The 17,099-nt window shown below is 37.0% G+C and carries 13 protein-coding genes and 1 pseudogene; 5 read left to right on the top strand and 9 right to left on the bottom strand.

Features of this window, described 5'->3' with window-relative positions; translation table 11 throughout:
* Positions 1-5 precede the first annotated feature (5 nt).
* From GYM74_RS11755 to sat, 5 genes are all read right to left on the bottom strand, one after another.
* Positions 6-959, bottom strand: coding sequence for a LysR substrate-binding domain-containing protein (locus GYM74_RS11755; protein ID WP_065562756.1), 954 nt, complete (start codon positions 957-959; stop codon positions 6-8).
* Between the two features lie 352 nt (positions 960-1,311).
* Positions 1,312-3,072, bottom strand: coding sequence for an assimilatory sulfite reductase (NADPH) hemoprotein subunit (gene cysI / locus GYM74_RS11750; protein WP_220218385.1), 1,761 nt, complete (start codon positions 3,070-3,072; stop codon positions 1,312-1,314).
* 47 nt (positions 3,073-3,119) lie between these two features.
* The gene (locus GYM74_RS11745) at positions 3,120-4,907 is read right to left on the bottom strand and encodes an assimilatory sulfite reductase (NADPH) flavoprotein subunit (protein WP_220218384.1); all 1,788 of its coding nucleotides are present in this window, start codon (positions 4,905-4,907) and stop codon (positions 3,120-3,122) included.
* 139 nt (positions 4,908-5,046) lie between these two features.
* A complete protein-coding gene (locus tag GYM74_RS11740; RefSeq protein ID WP_065562758.1) occupies positions 5,047-5,682 on the bottom strand; it encodes a phosphoadenosine phosphosulfate reductase family protein in 636 nt (211 codons plus the stop codon).
* A gap of 45 nt (positions 5,683-5,727) precedes the next feature.
* On the bottom strand, positions 5,728-6,888 hold the full coding sequence (sat, locus tag GYM74_RS11735; protein WP_220218383.1) for a sulfate adenylyltransferase: 1,161 nt from the start codon (positions 6,886-6,888) through the stop codon (positions 5,728-5,730).
* A gap of 346 nt (positions 6,889-7,234) precedes the next feature.
* Here sat and GYM74_RS11730 point away from each other — a divergent pair, with 346 nt between their 5' ends.
* The 3 genes from GYM74_RS11730 (at position 7,235) to ggt (ending at position 11,258) form a co-directional block, all read left to right on the top strand.
* Positions 7,235-8,512, top strand: coding sequence for an MFS transporter (locus GYM74_RS11730; protein WP_220218382.1), 1,278 nt, complete (start codon positions 7,235-7,237; stop codon positions 8,510-8,512).
* Positions 8,513-8,524: 12 nt separating this feature from the next.
* A complete protein-coding gene (gene pdxY, locus GYM74_RS11725; protein ID WP_220218381.1) occupies positions 8,525-9,391 on the top strand; it encodes a pyridoxal kinase PdxY in 867 nt (288 codons plus the stop codon).
* A gap of 127 nt (positions 9,392-9,518) precedes the next feature.
* Positions 9,519-11,258, top strand: coding sequence for a gamma-glutamyltransferase (gene ggt / locus GYM74_RS11720; RefSeq protein ID WP_255556170.1), 1,740 nt, complete (start codon positions 9,519-9,521; stop codon positions 11,256-11,258).
* A 299-nt stretch (positions 11,259-11,557) separates the two neighbouring features.
* Here ggt and GYM74_RS11715 read toward each other — a convergent pair whose 3' ends face one another.
* Together GYM74_RS11715 and GYM74_RS11710 are read right to left on the bottom strand one after the other, a co-directional pair.
* Positions 11,558-12,955: an RtcB family protein gene (locus GYM74_RS11715; RefSeq protein WP_220218380.1), complete on the bottom strand. Its 1,398-nt coding sequence runs from the start codon at positions 12,953-12,955 to the stop codon at positions 11,558-11,560.
* Between the two features lie 145 nt (positions 12,956-13,100).
* Positions 13,101-13,904, bottom strand: a complete 804-nt coding sequence (locus GYM74_RS11710) for a hypothetical protein (RefSeq protein WP_220218379.1) — start codon at positions 13,902-13,904, stop codon at positions 13,101-13,103.
* A 104-nt stretch (positions 13,905-14,008) separates the two neighbouring features.
* On the opposite strand from GYM74_RS11710, the pseudogene GYM74_RS12435 reads away from it, so the two are divergent.
* Both GYM74_RS12435 and GYM74_RS11700 read left to right on the top strand, forming a co-directional pair.
* Positions 14,009-14,155, top strand: a pseudogene (locus GYM74_RS12435) (RtcB family protein); the annotation flags it as partial.
* A 135-nt stretch (positions 14,156-14,290) separates the two neighbouring features.
* Complete coding sequence (locus GYM74_RS11700; protein WP_220218377.1) at positions 14,291-16,186, top strand: hypothetical protein; 1,896 nt, start codon at positions 14,291-14,293, stop codon at positions 16,184-16,186.
* Positions 16,187-16,240: 54 nt separating this feature from the next.
* Here the strand turns inward: GYM74_RS11700 and GYM74_RS11695 are convergent, their stop codons facing one another.
* Both GYM74_RS11695 and GYM74_RS11690 read right to left on the bottom strand, forming a co-directional pair.
* The gene (locus GYM74_RS11695) at positions 16,241-16,756 is read right to left on the bottom strand and encodes a JAB domain-containing protein (protein WP_305054796.1); all 516 of its coding nucleotides are present in this window, start codon (positions 16,754-16,756) and stop codon (positions 16,241-16,243) included.
* Between the two features lie 15 nt (positions 16,757-16,771).
* Positions 16,772-16,921, bottom strand: coding sequence for a hypothetical protein (locus GYM74_RS11690; protein WP_220218376.1), 150 nt, complete (start codon positions 16,919-16,921; stop codon positions 16,772-16,774).
* Between the last annotated feature and the right edge of the window lie 178 nt (positions 16,922-17,099).

The following is a 17,099-nucleotide window of genomic DNA, read 5'->3' as shown; positions in this document are numbered from 1 at the left end:
ATAAATTAAATCTGATAATCAAGTATTTTGGAATGAGTTTGCTCAATTAATGCATGACTTTTGATATCTTCCAGTGACAACTCTTGATTGCATAATTGAATAAAGCGCCAAATATAATTACGTTGTAATTTATGTCGTTTTAATCCTAGCCATGTAACATGTGATTCAAACAGATGTTTCGCATCCAATTCAACTAAATTGATATCATGATCAGGGTTATACATTTTATTACCTAAAATACCAATCCCTAAACCTAACTCAACATAAGTTTTAATAACATCAGGCTCCTGAACATTGAGCGAGATATTGGGTGTCAATCCGATAGCTGAAAAGGCTTTATCAATACTTTTACGAGGAAATATTCCTTGACGATAAGTGATGATAGGTAATGTTTGTAACATATCTAACGTCACTTTATCGACTTTAGTCAAAGGGTGATCTTTCGGAGTAACTATAGAGTAATGCCAACGATAAAAAGGGTAAATAGCAAGTGAACTGTTATCCACTCTTTCATTATCAATACCAATATCTGCTTCGCCAGAAAGAAGCTGAGAGATAATTTCACTAGATGATCCCTGATTGATAATGATATGAACTTTAGGAAAAAGCATTCTAAAAGATTTTATAATATTTGGGAGAATATAACGGGCCTGAGAGTGGGTGGTCGCTATCACTAATGAACCTTCATCAGTATTAGAAAAAATGGTTGATAACCGCTTAATATTATTAATTTCATTTAAAATTCGCTCGGCAATAACCACCAATTCTAAACCGGGTTCAGTCATGTTAATCAAGCGCTTACCTTGACGAATAAAAAGATCAATATTCAGCTCTTCTTCTAGCTCTTTGATATGTCGGCTTACACCAGACTGAGATGTGTATAAAGAATTTGCGACTTCGGTTAAATTATAATTACAACGCGCAGCTTCGTGAATAATCCTTAATTGTTGTATATTCATGACGATCTTCCTAGTAAAAATTACTTTATTCCCGTTATATAGTTGTATTATTTATGTGTAAGTTGCTGTATATAATTAATAACTAAAAAGTGAATTATTTAAAAAATTTCAGACCGCCAGCAAGCATAAGCAATATGATGAAACTGGTTATAAGCATTTTGTCTAATTTATAAATTATGCTTATTCGTAATTTTATTAGTAAAATTATGTGCTTTGATAAGTAATTTCAGTATAAAAGAACGTATAAAAAAGACAAATATGATAAAGTAATAACCATATGAATTATGGCTATATATGCCTACAGTCAATAAACATAGTTTAAAATTATCAATCAACAACTTTTATACTTATCTCAATTCGCCTCTTGATAAAAATCGATCGCTGAATTGAGTACCGGTTTCACAATCTCATGACGAATAACAAAATCACCAAATCCTTCTTCTTTATTGCGATGAATGGACCATGCGGCAATAAGTGGTTCGAGTGCTAATAAAATCTCCTCTACATTCACGTTTTCTTTATATAAGCGAGGAATTCGCGTGCCTTCTCGATTACCGCCAAGATATAAATTGTAGCGACCAGGTGCTTTACCCACCATGCCCACTTCCGCCAACATGGCTCTGGCGCAACCGTTAGGACAACCGGTTACACGCAAAATAATATAATCATCGGATAAGTGATGCTGAGTTAACATCTGTTCTATTTTAGTTACAAACGTCGGTAAAAACCGTTCTGCTTCAGCCATAGCTAGTGGGCAAGTTGGGAAAGACACACAGGCCATGGAATATTTACGTTGTAATGTGACAGTATCGTCAAGCAAACCATATTGACGTGCAATTTGTTCAATGGCTGCTTTTTGTTCCTCTGGCACGTTAGCTATAATTAAGTTTTGATTGGCGGTTATACGCAGATCACCTTGATGAATTTTGGCAATTTCTGCAACGCCGGTTTTTAATGGTTTATTGGGATAATCAAGTAACCGACCATTTTCAATAAATAGCGTTAAATGCCAGTTATCATCAATACCTTTATACCAACCAAATTGATCACCTCGTCGACTAAAGTTATAAGGTTTACTACTTAGAAATTTACTTCCGGCACGTAGTTCAACCTCTTTTTTGAAGTTTTCCACGCCAACACGTTCAAGCGTATATTTAGTTTTGGCATTTTTTCGATTATTGCGGTTACCCCAATCACGTTGGGTGGTCACAACGGCCTCAGCAAAAGTCAGTACTTTTTCGACAGGAATAAAACCAAAATCATCGGCTTTGCGTGGGTAAGTTGTTTTATCACCATGCGTCATTGCCAAACCACCACCAACTAATACATTAAAACCAATCAGTTCGCCTTTTTCTGCTATTGCCACAAAGCTAAGATCATTAGCATGAACATCCACATCATTAATCGGGGGGATGACAACGGCAGTTTTAAATTTACGCGGTAAATAAGTCGAACTTAAAATTGGCTCACTATCGGGTGTAGAAAGCTTTTCACCATCCAGCCATATTTCAACGTAAGCACGGGTTTTCGGTAAAAGGTGTTCTGAGATTTTGCTTGCCCAATGATAAGCTTGTTGATGAACTTTTGATTCCACAGGATTTGAAGTACATAAAACGTTACGATTCACATCACCGGCAGTGGCAATCGAATCTAGCCCTATCTTATGCAACAGCTGATGAGCAGACTTAAGGCTGCGTTTAAACAGTCCGTGAAATTGGAAAGTTTGTCGAGTCGTGAGTCGAATACTGCCATATTTTGTTGCTTCAGTAGCAAATTTATCGATAGTCAGCCACTGTTTTGGGGTGATGATACCACCGGGCAGGCGGCAACGTAACATCATGGAGATCAGTGGCTCCAGTTTTTGTTCTGTGCGTTCTTTACGAATATCGCGATCATCTTGCTGATACATGCCATGTAAGCGAATTAGCTGAGAATTATCGCTGTTAAAGCCACCCGTTAAACCGTTATTAAGATCATCAACGATAGTGCCTCGCAAATAATTACTTTCTCGCTTAAATCGTTCAGAATCCGATAAAGGCAGATCAGAGACATCATTTTGTGGCGGTGTTAAATTGACTGTTTGAGTCAGGGTAACTGTTTTAGATTTGCTCATATTACATCACTCGATAAATTAATATTAGTTGTTGTATCTGTTTATCATTAGTAAACATCTCGTTGATAGCGCTTTTGACTTCTTAATTCATCCAAATAACTGATAGCTTGTTCTTGACTATATTGTGCTTGAGTCATCAAAATTTGTTGAAGCGCTAAATCAACCGCTTTTGCCATACGTTTAGCATCCCCACAAACATAGATAAAGGCACCTTCTTGTAGCCATTGCCAAATATCCCTGGCTTGAGCAATTAATTTATCTTGTACATAGATTTTCTCAGCTTGATCTCGTGACCAAGCAAGATCGATGCGAGTTAACAGACCTTCTTTAACATAGCTCTGCCATTCCACTTGATAGAGAAAATCGGATATAAAATGTGGATTGCCAAAGAATAACCAATTCTTACCGGTAGCACCTTGACTCGCACGCTGTTGTAAGAACGCCCTAAAGGGGGTAATGCCCGTACCGGCAGCAATCATAATGATTGGTGCATGAGTATCATCAGGTAATCGAAAATTATCATTATGCTCAATAAAAATTTTGACTTGATCTTGATCAGCAATTTGATTTGCTAAGAATCCAGATGCGCCGCCCATACGGATCTTATCGTCGACCTGATAACGTACTACATTTACGGTAAGATGAACTTCTGAGCCAACTTCATCTTGCGCAGAAGCAATGGAATAGAAACGCGGAGTAAGAGGCCGAAGCAATCCAACGAAGACCTGTGCCGCTATCTTGCCGCGATAGCGGTTAAGCATATCAACCAGTGGTAATGTTTGACTCATTTCCAATAAGGCTTCTCGATCGCCAATTAAGGCAAGAAGTTCGGGATGTTGAACGGCTTGAGCGTATTTTTCAATAATGATCGGCGTATTTTGAGTCAATTCAACATATTCAGTCAGAACCGTTTTTAAAGCGATCTGTTGTCCATGATGTTCAACTGGCGTTTCACCTGCAAGCTGGGTGATACTTAGTATCTCCTCCACAAGTTCATTACTATTTTTATACCAAACACCTACCGCATCACCAGGTTGATAATGAAGATCCGAATCGGACAGGTCAAGCTCAATATGACGAATATCACGATCTGAATCGCGTGAGGTGATTTTTTGATTAACGTTAACTGCGGCAATAAATGGATTATCGCGGTGATAAAGGCTACTGTTAACGGCTATACTGGTTGAATTTTCTGTTGGCGATTGTGTGTTTGATAGTTGTAATTGACTAAGTTTATCAATCACTGCCTGTCGCCAAGAGGTACTTATGGTTTGAAAATCTGTATCAGCATCTACACGTACTAGCAGGCGCTGAGCATCTAATTCAGCGAATCGTTGATCAAAGTCTTTAGCAGCTTGACAAAATTTTGGATAAGAAGCGTCGCCTAAGCCAAAAACCGCAAACTGTAAATGAGTTAATTTAGGCGCTTTAGCGGCAAACAGATATTTATAAAGTGACAGCGCTTCTTCCGGTGGCTCACCCTCACCTTGGGTTGAGGTCACCAATATTAAAATCTCTTCCTGACTGAGTTTTTTAGCTTTATATTCTCCTGCCGGCAGATGAGTCACCGCAATACCCAAACGTTCAATATCCTGACTTAACTCGTTAGCTACTCGGCGGGCATTACCGGTTTGTGATGCCGATATAATTGTGACTTTTTGCTCCGCTTGAGTCATATTGGAGGGGAGAGTGGTACTCGGTAAAACTTGTTCGACGGAACTTTTTTCCGCCCGTCCCCATAAATAACCCGATAACCAAGCTAGCTGCTTATCGTTGCAATTTTCAATAATTTTTTTTAACTCATCACAATTAAAAGGAAAATGTTGTGTACTCATACGATGACCTTATCTGATAGCGTTTAGGCTATCGTTAAATTGCTATTGGCTCGTAACCTTAACGTGCTATGGTAAATCTAACCAATATTGTTTTACTCATCTTCTGTTGGTAAAGTCCAATGTGGATCGATCCTAAAAATCAAAAAGTTATTTTATGTAAACCGCACTCTCTACCTTGTGGTCCTTTAGTTGGATCGACGTAGTCCATTTCGTTAGGTAAATTATGTTTTTCGATATAATTCTGCATATCTTGACTCGTCCAATCGAGTATTGGGGCGATCTTAAATAAATTGTCCCCTGCTTTTGTTACAATATTGAGTTCTTGCCTTAGCGCAGATTGTTCACGGCGTAGTGCAGTAAACCACAATGTGGGTTTAAGCGTAGACAAAGCACGGTTAAACGGTTCAATTTTAACAATTTGTGTAAACTCGGTGTGTTCCGGAGTATCAAGTTCAGGTAGCCCGCCATATCGCACATTTAAATAAGCAGTCGTCCTTTGTGGGACAAAAATATGTAGATTAAGATTAAGTTGTTTAGTAATTTCATTGGCTACACGATAGGTTGCATTGGTTGCATAACCGTTATCGACCCAAACAACCTTAATATTTGGATCGATTTGGGTAACAAGGTGCAAAAGTACGGCCTCATAAGGGCCAAAATGGGTACTGATAATACTTTTCACTGGAATATCTTGTTGTTTTTTCAGTGCCCATTCAATAATGGTTAACGGTGACTGATTTTGCAATTTTTGGTTAACTTTAGTTAAATCTAGCATGGCTTTTCCCTTTATTGATTTATGGATGATTAACTATTTAGCTGATTACTGATTTACCCATTGATATAACTCAGCAACGACTTCTGGCCGACTAAATGTTTCTGGTATCGGCTCTTTGGCTTGTAAACGTCGTCTGACCTCTGTGCCTGAAATAAGAACGCGATCAGCACTACCGTGTGGACAAGTTTTCGTTGATGCCATACCGTCACATTTATGGCAATAAAATGTCCAGTCAATCTTAATTGGCTTAATGAGTAAATCGTCATCCTGCAAATGGCTAAAGATCTCTTGTGCAGCAAACGGTGAGTAAAAATCCCCAACCCCAGCATGATCGCGGCCGACGATAAGATGACTACAACCATAATTTTGTCTAAAAAGGGCATGCAGTAACGCCTCTTTCGGCCCAGCGTAGCGCATATCTAAAGGGTAACCGGAATGAATAACGGAATCTGGCACAAAGTAATTGTGAATTAAACTATTAATTGCTTTAAGACGAATGTTGGTCGGTACATCGCCGGGTTTTAAGTTACCAAATAATGAATGGATAAGCACACCATCAAAAAGTTCTAACACGGTTTTAACTAAATATTCGTGTGAACGATGCATTGGATTACGAGTTTGAAAGGCTGCTATTTTTTTCCAACCTAATTGATTAAAGCGTTCCCGTGTCTGTTGTGGCGTTAAAGCATATTGACCAAACTGTGCTTTAAAGCCATTATCGTGCAGAACCCGGACTTTACCACCTAAATTAATCGGTGGTTGAGCCATCAGCATTGCAACACCAGGATGACTTGGATCTGTCGTTGTAAACACCTGATTAGCTTCATATTGTTTATCTGGACGATAAATACTATCCACATTCAAAATACCGATTATCTGCCCATCTGGTGTTTTTAAAGCGATTTCATCACCTAATTTTAGGGTATTAGCTTGAGCATCGGTCACCGATACGGTTATGGGAATTGGCCAAAAAACCCCGTTCGCTAAATGCATATTATCGCACACGCTACGCCAGTCCTCTTCTCGCATAAAGCCATACAGAGGTGTAAAACCCCCGACGCCTAACATCACTAAATCCCCTGTTTCACGACTGGATAAGGTGATGGCTGGTAAATTTTTTGCATATTGTTGCAGGGCTAGCCGTTCATCGTCATTAACCTGTAAAGGTTGTAAACTGTCACTAGCATGAGGCGCGATCAATCCCATAATGATTCCTTACCTATCTCGTTATTTTTATTATGTCTAATTAAAAGCGATTATCGATAAATAAGGAAATATCAATTTTATATACCATTATGCGATTTGTGTATATTCAAAGTTGATGCAAGATGTTATCACTACAATAAGATAAAAGTTATCGGAAGCCCAAAGCTAAAGTGTTATAATTAATTCGCATACATCAAGTTGAACGTATTTAGTAAAATAGAAATATTATTAAATTTCTATATATAATTTTTAATCTCTTTTCAGATAACGAATTGTGATGTTGATAGCTTTGTGCTAGTTTTATTATTCATTATTGGTCATACATTCCTCTACCCAAGGTTTACTTATGTCAAATTCATCTGCAAAAAAAGTGGCTTTTGCTGCTTTTATTGGTACTACTATTGAATGGTATGATTTTTATATCTATGCGTTAGCATCGGTATTGATTTTTGGTCAGCTTTTTTTCCCTTCAGATAACGAGTTTGTGCAAATTTTAGGGGCGTTTGCTACCTTTGCAGTAGGTTTTTTATCACGTCCTTTAGGTGCTATGTTATTTGGGCATATTGGTGACCGTTTAGGGCGTAAAAAATCACTTATTATCACTTTGCTTTTAATGGGGACGGCGACCACTTTTGTTGGGTTATTACCGTCTTATCAACAAGCAGGTATTTTGGCACCAACGTTATTGGTTGCATTGCGAATTTTACAAGGTGTTGCCGTTGGTGGTGAGTGGGGTGGTGCCGTGTTGATGACGAATGAACATGCGCCGAAAGGGTTGAAAAACTTCTTTTCATCCTTTGCTCAGTGGGGAAGCCCAGCAGGCAATATTTTAGCATTACTGGTTTTTTCTTATATTATTCGTTTACCTGTTAATGAACTGATTGATAGTGGTTATTGGCGTATTCCTTTTTTAGCCAGTGCTATTTTGTTAATTATTGGCATTATTGCTAGAGTGACGTTAACCGAATCGCCGGTTTTTGTTGAAGCATCTAAAAAACAAGCAGACTTAAAGCAAGAGTCAGCACCGATTATCGAAGTATTTAAAAAAGCATTGCCATTATTAATATTAGCGATTGGTGCTAATGTGCTGTCATTTAGCGGTATCTTTTCCAATACCTTAATGATTGGTTATACTACTTTGGTACTTGGTGTCGAAAAATCAGTGATAGTTGATGCACTGTTTTGGATCGCTATTGTCCATTTTGTTGCTCAACCGTTTATCTCTTATTGGTCAGAAAAATTCTCGGCAACACGCTTTTTGATTTGTACAGCAATGTTGGCAATGGCATCGGTATTCTTGTTATTCCCGATTATAAATACAGGCACAAAAGCCAGTTTTATTATTGGGATTTCGTTAAATGTGATTTGCTACAGCGGCTTTTATGGTGTAATAGCTGGGTATTTGAGTCGCATTTTCCCTGCCAGAATGCGCTATACTGGGTTATCAATGAGTTATCAAGGGTGTGCGGCTATTTTTGGTAGCTTAATTCCAATGATAGGTGGTTATGTTATTTATACCTTCAAAAGTTTTTGGTTACCCTTAGCCTTATTTTATTGCGGTTTAGCACTGATATCCATTATCTGCATCTACTTGTTAAGCAAATATCGTTATTATGATGAATAATAAGGCCTATATATGAAAACTGTTTTATCAATTCAGTCCAATGTTGTTTATGGTTATGCCGGTAATAAAGTGGCGACACTAGCGATGCAATTGCAAGGTGTCGAAGTGATGCCAATACACACCGTTCAGTTATCGAGTAATACGGTTTATCCACATTATGACGGCATTGTGCTGGGCGCTCAGCAAATCACTCGAATCGTCAATAGTTTAGAAAAAATTGGTGTATTGTCATCCATTGACGCCATTATTTCGGGCTATATTGGACTTGCCGAACAAGGTGAAGAAATCCTTGAAGCCGTAAAAAAGATTAAATTTTATAATCCTAATGCGATTTATGTTTGCGATCCGGTTATGGGGGGCGACATCAATAAAGGCAGTTCCCTGCCACAAAATATTATTGATTTCTTCACTAAGCAAGCAATCAAATACGCTGACTATATCACACCAAATTTATTGGAGTTACAGATATTATCGAATCTGGAAATTAAAACCTTTAACGATGTGCTTAACGCGATAAAAACACTGCAAAATAAGCGGATTCAAGCCATATTGGTTAAAAATCTGCTGCATGCCGGTAAAACGACGGAATTATTTGAAATGATTTTAGCCACACCATCGCAAAGCTATCATCTGGCTCGACCATTATATGATTTTCCACACCGTCCATTGGGCGTGGGCGATTTAATTTGTAGTCTGTTTACTGCCCATTTAGTGAATGGACAATCCCAATTAACCGCCTTTGAACTCGCTGCGAATGCCGCCAATCACGTTCTCGACATCACCAAACAACAAAATGCCCGAGAGCTGGCGATTATTGATGCTCAGCAGTGGATCAAACAGCCGGATTTGAAGTATCGGGGGACACAGCTTGCATTATAAGGCAATTCAGAACGGTATTATCGCCATTGGTCATAATCATTTTAGCTGCAAAATTTAAATAGTTTATTCTTGGCATAGAAAATGCATTCCTCAAAATGTTACAGTTAACAATTGAGGAACTTCTAAAATGAGGAAAAGATACCCAATATTATTAAGTTTATTGCTTATTAATCCTTTATCTGGTGCTGCTGATATACCGCTATCAGAGACAGGAAAGTACTGTGATACCCCTTCCCGTTGTCTTAACCCGATAACGACCAATGTTATGGTAACGTCCCCCAATTATTTAGCGACTCAAGCTGGAATTGATGTATTACGCAAAGGAGGCAATGCGGTTGATGCAGCGATTGCCGTAGCCTCAACGCTTGCTGTTGTTTATCCTCAAATGAATACCATTGGTGGCGATAACTTTTGGTTAATCTACAACGCTAAAACCAAAGAACTAAAAGGGCTAAATGCCAGCGGTCGTTCTGGTAGTTTGGCCACGATAGACTATTATAAAAATCAAGGTTTCCATAAAATTCCGTCGCGAGGTTATCTGGCAGCCAATACCGTTCCAGGGGTGGTTTCCGGTTGGGATGAAGCGTACCAATATGCCTCTAAAAATATGAAAAATGCACTACCGTGGAACACGTTATTTGCATCAGCAATTGATTATGCCGAAAATGGATTTTCGGTTTCACCTAGCCTAAATTATTGGTCTACAATTAATATTGATCCAAAAGACAAAGAGTTTCGGGAGTTACAGCGTTTTTCGGAATTTAAAAAAGTATTCTTAAAAGACGATGGGCAAGCTTACCAAATTGGCGAAATCCTTAAACAACCCGATTTAGCTAACACATTAAAAATTATTGCAAATAAAGGCGCTAAGGAATTTTATCAGGGTGATATTGCTAAAAATATTGTCAACGATCTGCAAAGCCATGGTGGTGTATTGACTTTAGATGATTTTGCTAAGCATCGTGCTACATGGGTAGCCCCGATCCATGTTAATTATCGAGAATATAGCGCCTATAATCTACCACCCAATACACAAGGTATGGCATCGTTAGAGATTCTAAATATACTCAATAATTTTGATATAAAATCCTTGGGTGAAGGTAGCGTTGATTATTACCATTTAATTATTGAAGCAACAAAACAAGCATTTGCTGATCGAGATAAATACCTTACTGATCCCGATTTTAATCAGATTCCGCTTGATCTCTTATTATCTACCCAACATGGTCAGCAACAAGCAAAACAGATTGATATGCAAAAGGCACGTGTTGAAATAAAGCCATTAGATCCTAAAGGCGATACCGTTTGGTTTGGTGTTGTTGATGCAGAAGGAAATGCGGTTTCTATTATTCAAAGTATTTATCATGATTTTGGTTCTGGCATTGTTGCTAAAGATACAGGAATTTTATTGCAAAATCGTGGTAGTTTTTTCTCGTTAGAGCCTAACCATATTAATCGTTTAGAGCCAAATAAACGCACCTTTCATACGTTAAATCCAGCCATGCTTTTAAAAGATAATAAACCTTATTTGGTTTATGGCACCATGGGCGGAGAAGGACAACCACAAACGCAAGCGGCAATTGTGACACGAATTGTTGATTTTGGCATGACACCTCAAGATGCCATTAATGCACCAAGATGGTTACATGGCCGCACATGGGGTGCATCTTCCAATAATCTTAAAGTTGAAGGGCGCATACCTAACGATGTAATTCATTCCCTCAAATTACGTGGGCATGATGTGCAAATTGTTAATGATTACACCGATACCATGGGTCATGCCGGTGCCATTCTTATCGATACCAATCATCATCGACTAATGGGCGCAACCGACCCGAGAGGGGATGGTTTAGCGGCTGGGTATTGATACTATTTGGGTATAGCTATTAAATAAAGTTGCTCAATGCAGAAAAATCCCTTTTAAACTATATATAATCTTGTTAAGGTTTCCACCGTTAAATGTTGGAAACCTTAAACCGGATAACGGTATAGACTCCTCAATAATTTTTATAGAATTTAATTTTAATAAGCAACAACTATTAGCTTGATATTATTTGCTATAAATAAGTTGTTGAGAGTGTTTTTGCTGATTTAGCCGATGCTTGTGCAAACAAAGTAATTTTTAAAACCGCATCAAGCCAAGTCAATGCGGTTGTTGTATAAAAATTACACCTTAAACGTAATCCACGGTTTAAGTTTAACCACTGTTTGAATCAAACCGGCGTTTTGTTGTGCTTCAATCACTGGTGTGATCGGTTTGTAGGCTGTGGGCGCCTCTTCACGTAGCCGTTCTTCTTTTAAGGTAATACATTGCCATGGCAAATTAACCTTATCATATTCGACTTTTTTGCTACGCATAGCTTGTCGTCTTTCTGCTCGACCTGCACCGTGTGAGCAAGACCATAACCAATCTGCATTACCTTTACCTACTGCCACATAAGAGTGATCACCCATCGAACCTGGGATTAAAGCTATCTGACCAGCATAAGCAGGCGTTGCCCCTTTACGATGAATATTCATCTCTTGTTCAGGCAAAATGATATTGTGCGAAATATCGACCACAAGTTGACTATTATCTTGATGAAAAATAATTGCAAGTGATTTACGTATCAATTCGGTAATCACAATTCGATTAATCCAAGCATAACGCGCAGCAACGCCCATAGCGTGTAAATAGGCTTGTGCGTGACTATCTGTTAAACCGAATAATCCGAATTTTGGTTGTTTTTCATTAATCGGCCATAAAGCTTTTGCTCTATCTTGCCAACGCTGACCAATGTAAAAACCAACATCACGCGATCCGGTATGAATCATGACGACGACACTACTTTTTTCAAGACCTAATTGATAAGCTAAATGTCGATCGATAATATCATCAACAATTTGTAACTCGACAAAATGATTACCAGATCCGACAGTACCTAAACTCGCTGGGCGGACAATATCGCGCTTTTCAAAAAAAGCTTCAGGTGCATACTGACTATCTGCCTTAATTAAATGATTACCCGATATTTTATTAAGCTCTGCGTGTAATCGTTCATAATTAACTGAATTCCACAAACCTTGCTGCGGTAACGCCGATAACCATGCTGCAAGACCTTGATCGAATAATGCCTGAAAAGATTGCGGCGTAACAGGTACATCACGTTCATCTTGCAATAACACACGTTTTAATTGGGCAATAATTGTCGATTTTTGTTCACACACCTGATCAAAGCTCAAACCGGTAGTAAAAAGCCGCATACCGCAATTAATATCGGTACCAATTGCTGCCGGGATAATTAAATCCTGAGTAGTTGCAACAATACTACCAACAGGCGCAACCGCACCTGGATGAAAATCAGGAGTAGCACGAGCCATGCAAACTTTTCCTAAACTATTAGGAACGTTCACTGATGCAAAGTTCAGAAACTGTTCTACCGCTTTTTGCTCTAAAGGCAATGGACTCGGTAACAAAATCTGAGCAGATGTACTTTCTTTATTTAAAGTATAAATATCATTATTAAAATGACTTTCAATCCCAAGACGGGACAAACGTTTTTGTAAACGGGAAAATGTAGACATAATAGCCACCTAGAAAACAATAAAAAAGCGTCTCCTCAAATTGAGAAGATAATTACTGTTTTCCTGCAGCAGCACTATTCAGGAAAGCGGGTGAATTTTATACCAAGTTTATGGGGTTGTGAAGTACTATATATATTAAACAACACTATACCAATATTTTGGTATGTGGTTCAAAAAGTCGATAGTCATAGGGCCATAATTCATCTTTTTTATGGATATAAAGCAATTGCCGATAACGAACAAGATCAATGGCTTCATCTAACGAAATATTATCTTCATGTAATTTGGTTAATAATTGTTGATCTGGATGGTTTAGACTATCCTTGCCTGTGAAATTATAAAAAAGACCTTTTTCAGTTCTAAAATCAAATCGAAAGCTGGTACGCCATTGAGAGTTATGTCCCCATCCGTGTGACAAATCATGGGCTTCACGATTGTTTCTGGTATAGGCCCAATAGATTGGTGCTGTTTTTATCTCTTGAATCGGATACTGCTCATCGGGCAAGGTGATCGTTGCACCCCCTCGATTGATTAATAAGTTACCCAAAAATAAAGCTGGGTAATGCACAGCGTGTAACAAAAAAGGATCCGTTCCTACTTTAACATCCGTAATTTCATAAAAAAATGGATGAAACTCTTTAGGTTGCTCACAGCTTAAGCCAATACTTTGGGCAAAGGCTATATACTCATCCAATGAAATATGTGGGTAATGAGAAGAGTGTTGTAAGGAGCATGTTAATATATCTAATACACGGGATAGAGCATAAAGCTCCCAATTAGCAGCATCAGTAATATAAAGTGCATCCTCAGGTTCGATGATGTTTTCCACAATATGTTGTAAATAACGATGATAATTTTGCTTATTTGACCAGAATGAAATGACATCAGAATAAAATGTATTTCCTTGGTATTCGTCCATAGCAAAAAAAAGTTCTCTAATGCTATTCATTTAGTTATACCTGTTTAATCTCATCCCAACTCAGCCCAAATTTTGCCAAATATTTTTTTAGCCTGTCGGCATCATTACTCTTCTGTTTTTTGGTTCTCGAAATCGCAAAAAGCTGTATTTTACAAGGACTGGTCAATGAATACAATTTCTGCTCCTGTTCACATTGTGTAGTGAGTGATAAGCCCAAGGTGATTGATGAAATCCCAACGGCATACAAAGATATTGATGCCGTTATGACTGCGCAAAAATAAATTTACATAGTTTAAGTGAATTTGATTAATTCATTAGCAATTTTCGTATAAAATTAAATAAATTATTGAGGTTAATACTATATAATATAGTGACATTCATGACTATCTTTGGTTAATTTTTATCGAGGTTAAAAAATGGAGCAAAAGGTCAAAAATAAAATTAAAGAAGCATTTGATTCATTGTTAAGAGCTGATTATTTATCTCTTGATAAAGTGAATGAGTTGGAGGAGTTGAATGATTATTATGTAGATATTTTTAATACCACTGCTAGTATTCTTCAAAAACAAGATAGCTATATATCTGGTAGGAGAGGGACAGGAAAGACTACAGCTCTTTTAAAAGGATATTACGAATGTTTAAAATCACTTAAAAGTAATTCTAATTTATTAGAAAGAAAAATTTTACCTATATACATTGACCTTAGTAGCTGTAGTGATTTATTTGATGGTGACAATATTGAATTGTTTGAAGTTCATTTTGTAAGGCAAATTATTGATTCTTTAAAAAGACAACTTGAATCTTTTTATGACGAAAAAAAACTTTTAGTTTTCAAAAAGGATAATCCAGCATTAGATGACCTTGAGTATATCGAAAAAATGCTTATAAGTGGAAATTTGTTGTCACGTTCAAGAGATGAAAATATTACCTCTAAAAGTGCAACATCTGACAAAAAATCAGTTGAAGCATGCCTATCTTCAAAAAACCTAAATTTTTCTGGTAAGGCAGACCAGAGCACGTTGAATGAGCATAGTAAAACTTATACTCAAACTAGAGGTGTTAATGTTCAAGAATTTTTAAATAAAATTAATGATATTTTGAGAAAATCTAAAATAGATCAAACATATTTATTTCTTGATGAATTTTCAGATTTAAATTCAGAGTATCAAGCTAAGTTTTCGAAACTCTTAAAAAGTTTTCTTGGTTCAAAAACTAATTTGTTTATAAAAATAGGTGTCATTACAGATAGATTTGATTTTGGTGATAGGATCATAATTGGACGAGATATTTTCCCTATTCCACTTGACTTAAATGAACATGTTGAACGTTTAGGAGGATTGTCAATTGCATTAAAAAAATTGGAAGAAACAATCTCACTTTTGATTCAAAAACGATTAATTGCTTATAGTCCCGAAATTACGTTTGATAGTCTTTTAAAGGGTAATAAAACAGAAATTATTGCTCGTATTGCCAGAGAGTCATTAGGAGTAACAAGAACTGTAGGAATGATTCTTCAAAATGCTTGGAAACAAGCTGAGAGTAATGATTGTAAAATAGGGCTTAATGAAATTAATTATGGTATACGTTCAGCTAGAAAAACATATCAAAAACAATATGAAGGTGCTCTTAAAATAAAATTGATACCAGGATTTTACAACGACTTATGGAATGCCCTAATAGCCAAAGCTATTGAGGAAAAAGGAAAAAACTCGACCAGACCTGCAAGCCATATTTTAATCGCTCCCAATAGAAAAGAATATTTTAATGTATTTAAAGAAAATTTTTTAATTCACTTATTAGAAGAAGGGCGTTCTTCAAAGTATGGTGGTAATTATAATTTATATGCTTTTGATTTTGATATCTGTTTAGACCTTAATATCAAATATGCAGAAAATAAAGATGAATATACGGCAAGAAGATTCGTTTATGATACAGTTTTAGCAAACTATGATAGCTATTTCACCAGTTCAAAACTAAAAAGTTATAAATGTCCAACGTGTAATTATATATATGAAGAACAAGAAGTAGCTAAAGCAAAAGTAAAGCGATGTTTTGCAGATGACAGTGTATTAGACGAAATTGTTCATCAATCGTTTGAAATTGCTCAAGGTAATTTCGCGGAAGTAGAGGTTAAAATTTTAGGATTAATAGCTACTTTAAAACCAGATGAAGCAATGACAGCTGTAGAAATTGCTGATTCAGTTGGTTGTACAAGACAGAAAGTATCTGCATGGTGCTCACGAGTTTTAGCTCCCAAAAAACAAATATTTATTAGAAAAGGTGATAAAAATTATTATTATGGCGAAGAATAATAATTAAGTCTCATAAATAGAGAGCTCAAGAACTTTTAATTAGCTCTCTTTCCGCTATATTTGATTAACTTTTCTTTCAGATATATCCAGAATTTTCGCGATATCTTCGATTGATAAACCTTTGCCACGTAAAGCTATTGCTGTTGCCAGTTCTAGTTTTTCACGAGGTTCCTTTTCCGCTTTTGCTTTTTGTTGAGCTGTTTTTGTCTTATCCTTTTCAACCGCCAACTTCTCTTTAGCGATCTTTTTTTCTTCCTTACGGATCATATCAATCACTTGATAAGTCGGTACGTATTTTAGACTTTGTTCTAACTCGTCCATAAGCTTAGTTTTGCGGAAGCTAATATAGGATTTAGGGTTGATGATTAGGTGGTCAATTGGGTCGATATTTAGAATACGGCCGACTTGAATTAATCTATCGGTGATATCTTTATCCGCCTCGAACGGCGTCAGCGATCCTGATGAAGGGTTGTAAACTAATACCCTCCGTGAGGCGTTTTTCATTATCGCAACACGAATTACATTCATCGGCTCAATGTCGGCCGATTTATAACTGCCAAGCGCAATCAGTTCGATATATAGGATTTAACCAGCTTGATTCATGCCAATCATCCAAAGATGTTCTTTTTCTTTGTCGAACTGATTATCACGCAATAATACACGTTGCATTAAACTGTAGAGATCATCCGTCCCATCAATATAGTGTTTGTCATGCTTGATTAGTTTTATATCCATCTTACCGTCATGTAAAATCACTTAAAAATAATATAGCATATTTTTCTTATACTTAGCAGTAGTAAATTAGTCTGGGACATACCTATGATAACTATTTTAAGTTTGCCTGATAGGTTCATCGTAAACTGCAGTAAAAATCATTTAGCATTTTAGTTTGGATTATAATTCTACTAATCTT

The organism is Gilliamella sp. ESL0405 (assembly GCF_019469205.1).
Taxonomy (GTDB): Bacteria; Pseudomonadota; Gammaproteobacteria; order Enterobacterales; family Orbaceae; genus Gilliamella.
This window is presented reverse-complemented; position numbering and strand designations above follow the sequence as displayed.

Coding starts and splice junctions, on each gene's coding strand:
- GYM74_RS11700 (WP_220218377.1), top strand. CDS start 14,291: ATGGAGCAAAAGGTCAAAAATAAAATTAAAGAAGCATTTGATTCATTG.
- GYM74_RS11730 (WP_220218382.1), top strand. CDS start 7,235: ATGTCAAATTCATCTGCAAAAAAAGTGGCTTTTGCTGCTTTTATTGGT.
- cysI (WP_220218385.1), bottom strand. CDS start 3,072: ATGAGCAAATCTAAAACAGTTACCCTGACTCAAACAGTCAATTTAACA.
- GYM74_RS11715 (WP_220218380.1), bottom strand. CDS start 12,955: ATGTCTACATTTTCCCGTTTACAAAAACGTTTGTCCCGTCTTGGGATT.
- GYM74_RS11690 (WP_220218376.1), bottom strand. CDS start 16,921: ATGGATATAAAACTAATCAAGCATGACAAACACTATATTGATGGGACG.
- GYM74_RS11710 (WP_220218379.1), bottom strand. CDS start 13,904: ATGAATAGCATTAGAGAACTTTTTTTTGCTATGGACGAATACCAAGGA.
- GYM74_RS11740 (WP_065562758.1), bottom strand. CDS start 5,682: ATGCTAGATTTAACTAAAGTTAACCAAAAATTGCAAAATCAGTCACCG.
- sat (WP_220218383.1), bottom strand. CDS start 6,888: ATGGGATTGATCGCGCCTCATGCTAGTGACAGTTTACAACCTTTACAG.
- GYM74_RS11755 (WP_065562756.1), bottom strand. CDS start 959: ATGAATATACAACAATTAAGGATTATTCACGAAGCTGCGCGTTGTAAT.
- pdxY (WP_220218381.1), top strand. CDS start 8,525: ATGAAAACTGTTTTATCAATTCAGTCCAATGTTGTTTATGGTTATGCC.
- ggt (WP_255556170.1), top strand. CDS start 9,519: ATGAGGAAAAGATACCCAATATTATTAAGTTTATTGCTTATTAATCCT.
- GYM74_RS11745 (WP_220218384.1), bottom strand. CDS start 4,907: ATGAGTACACAACATTTTCCTTTTAATTGTGATGAGTTAAAAAAAATT.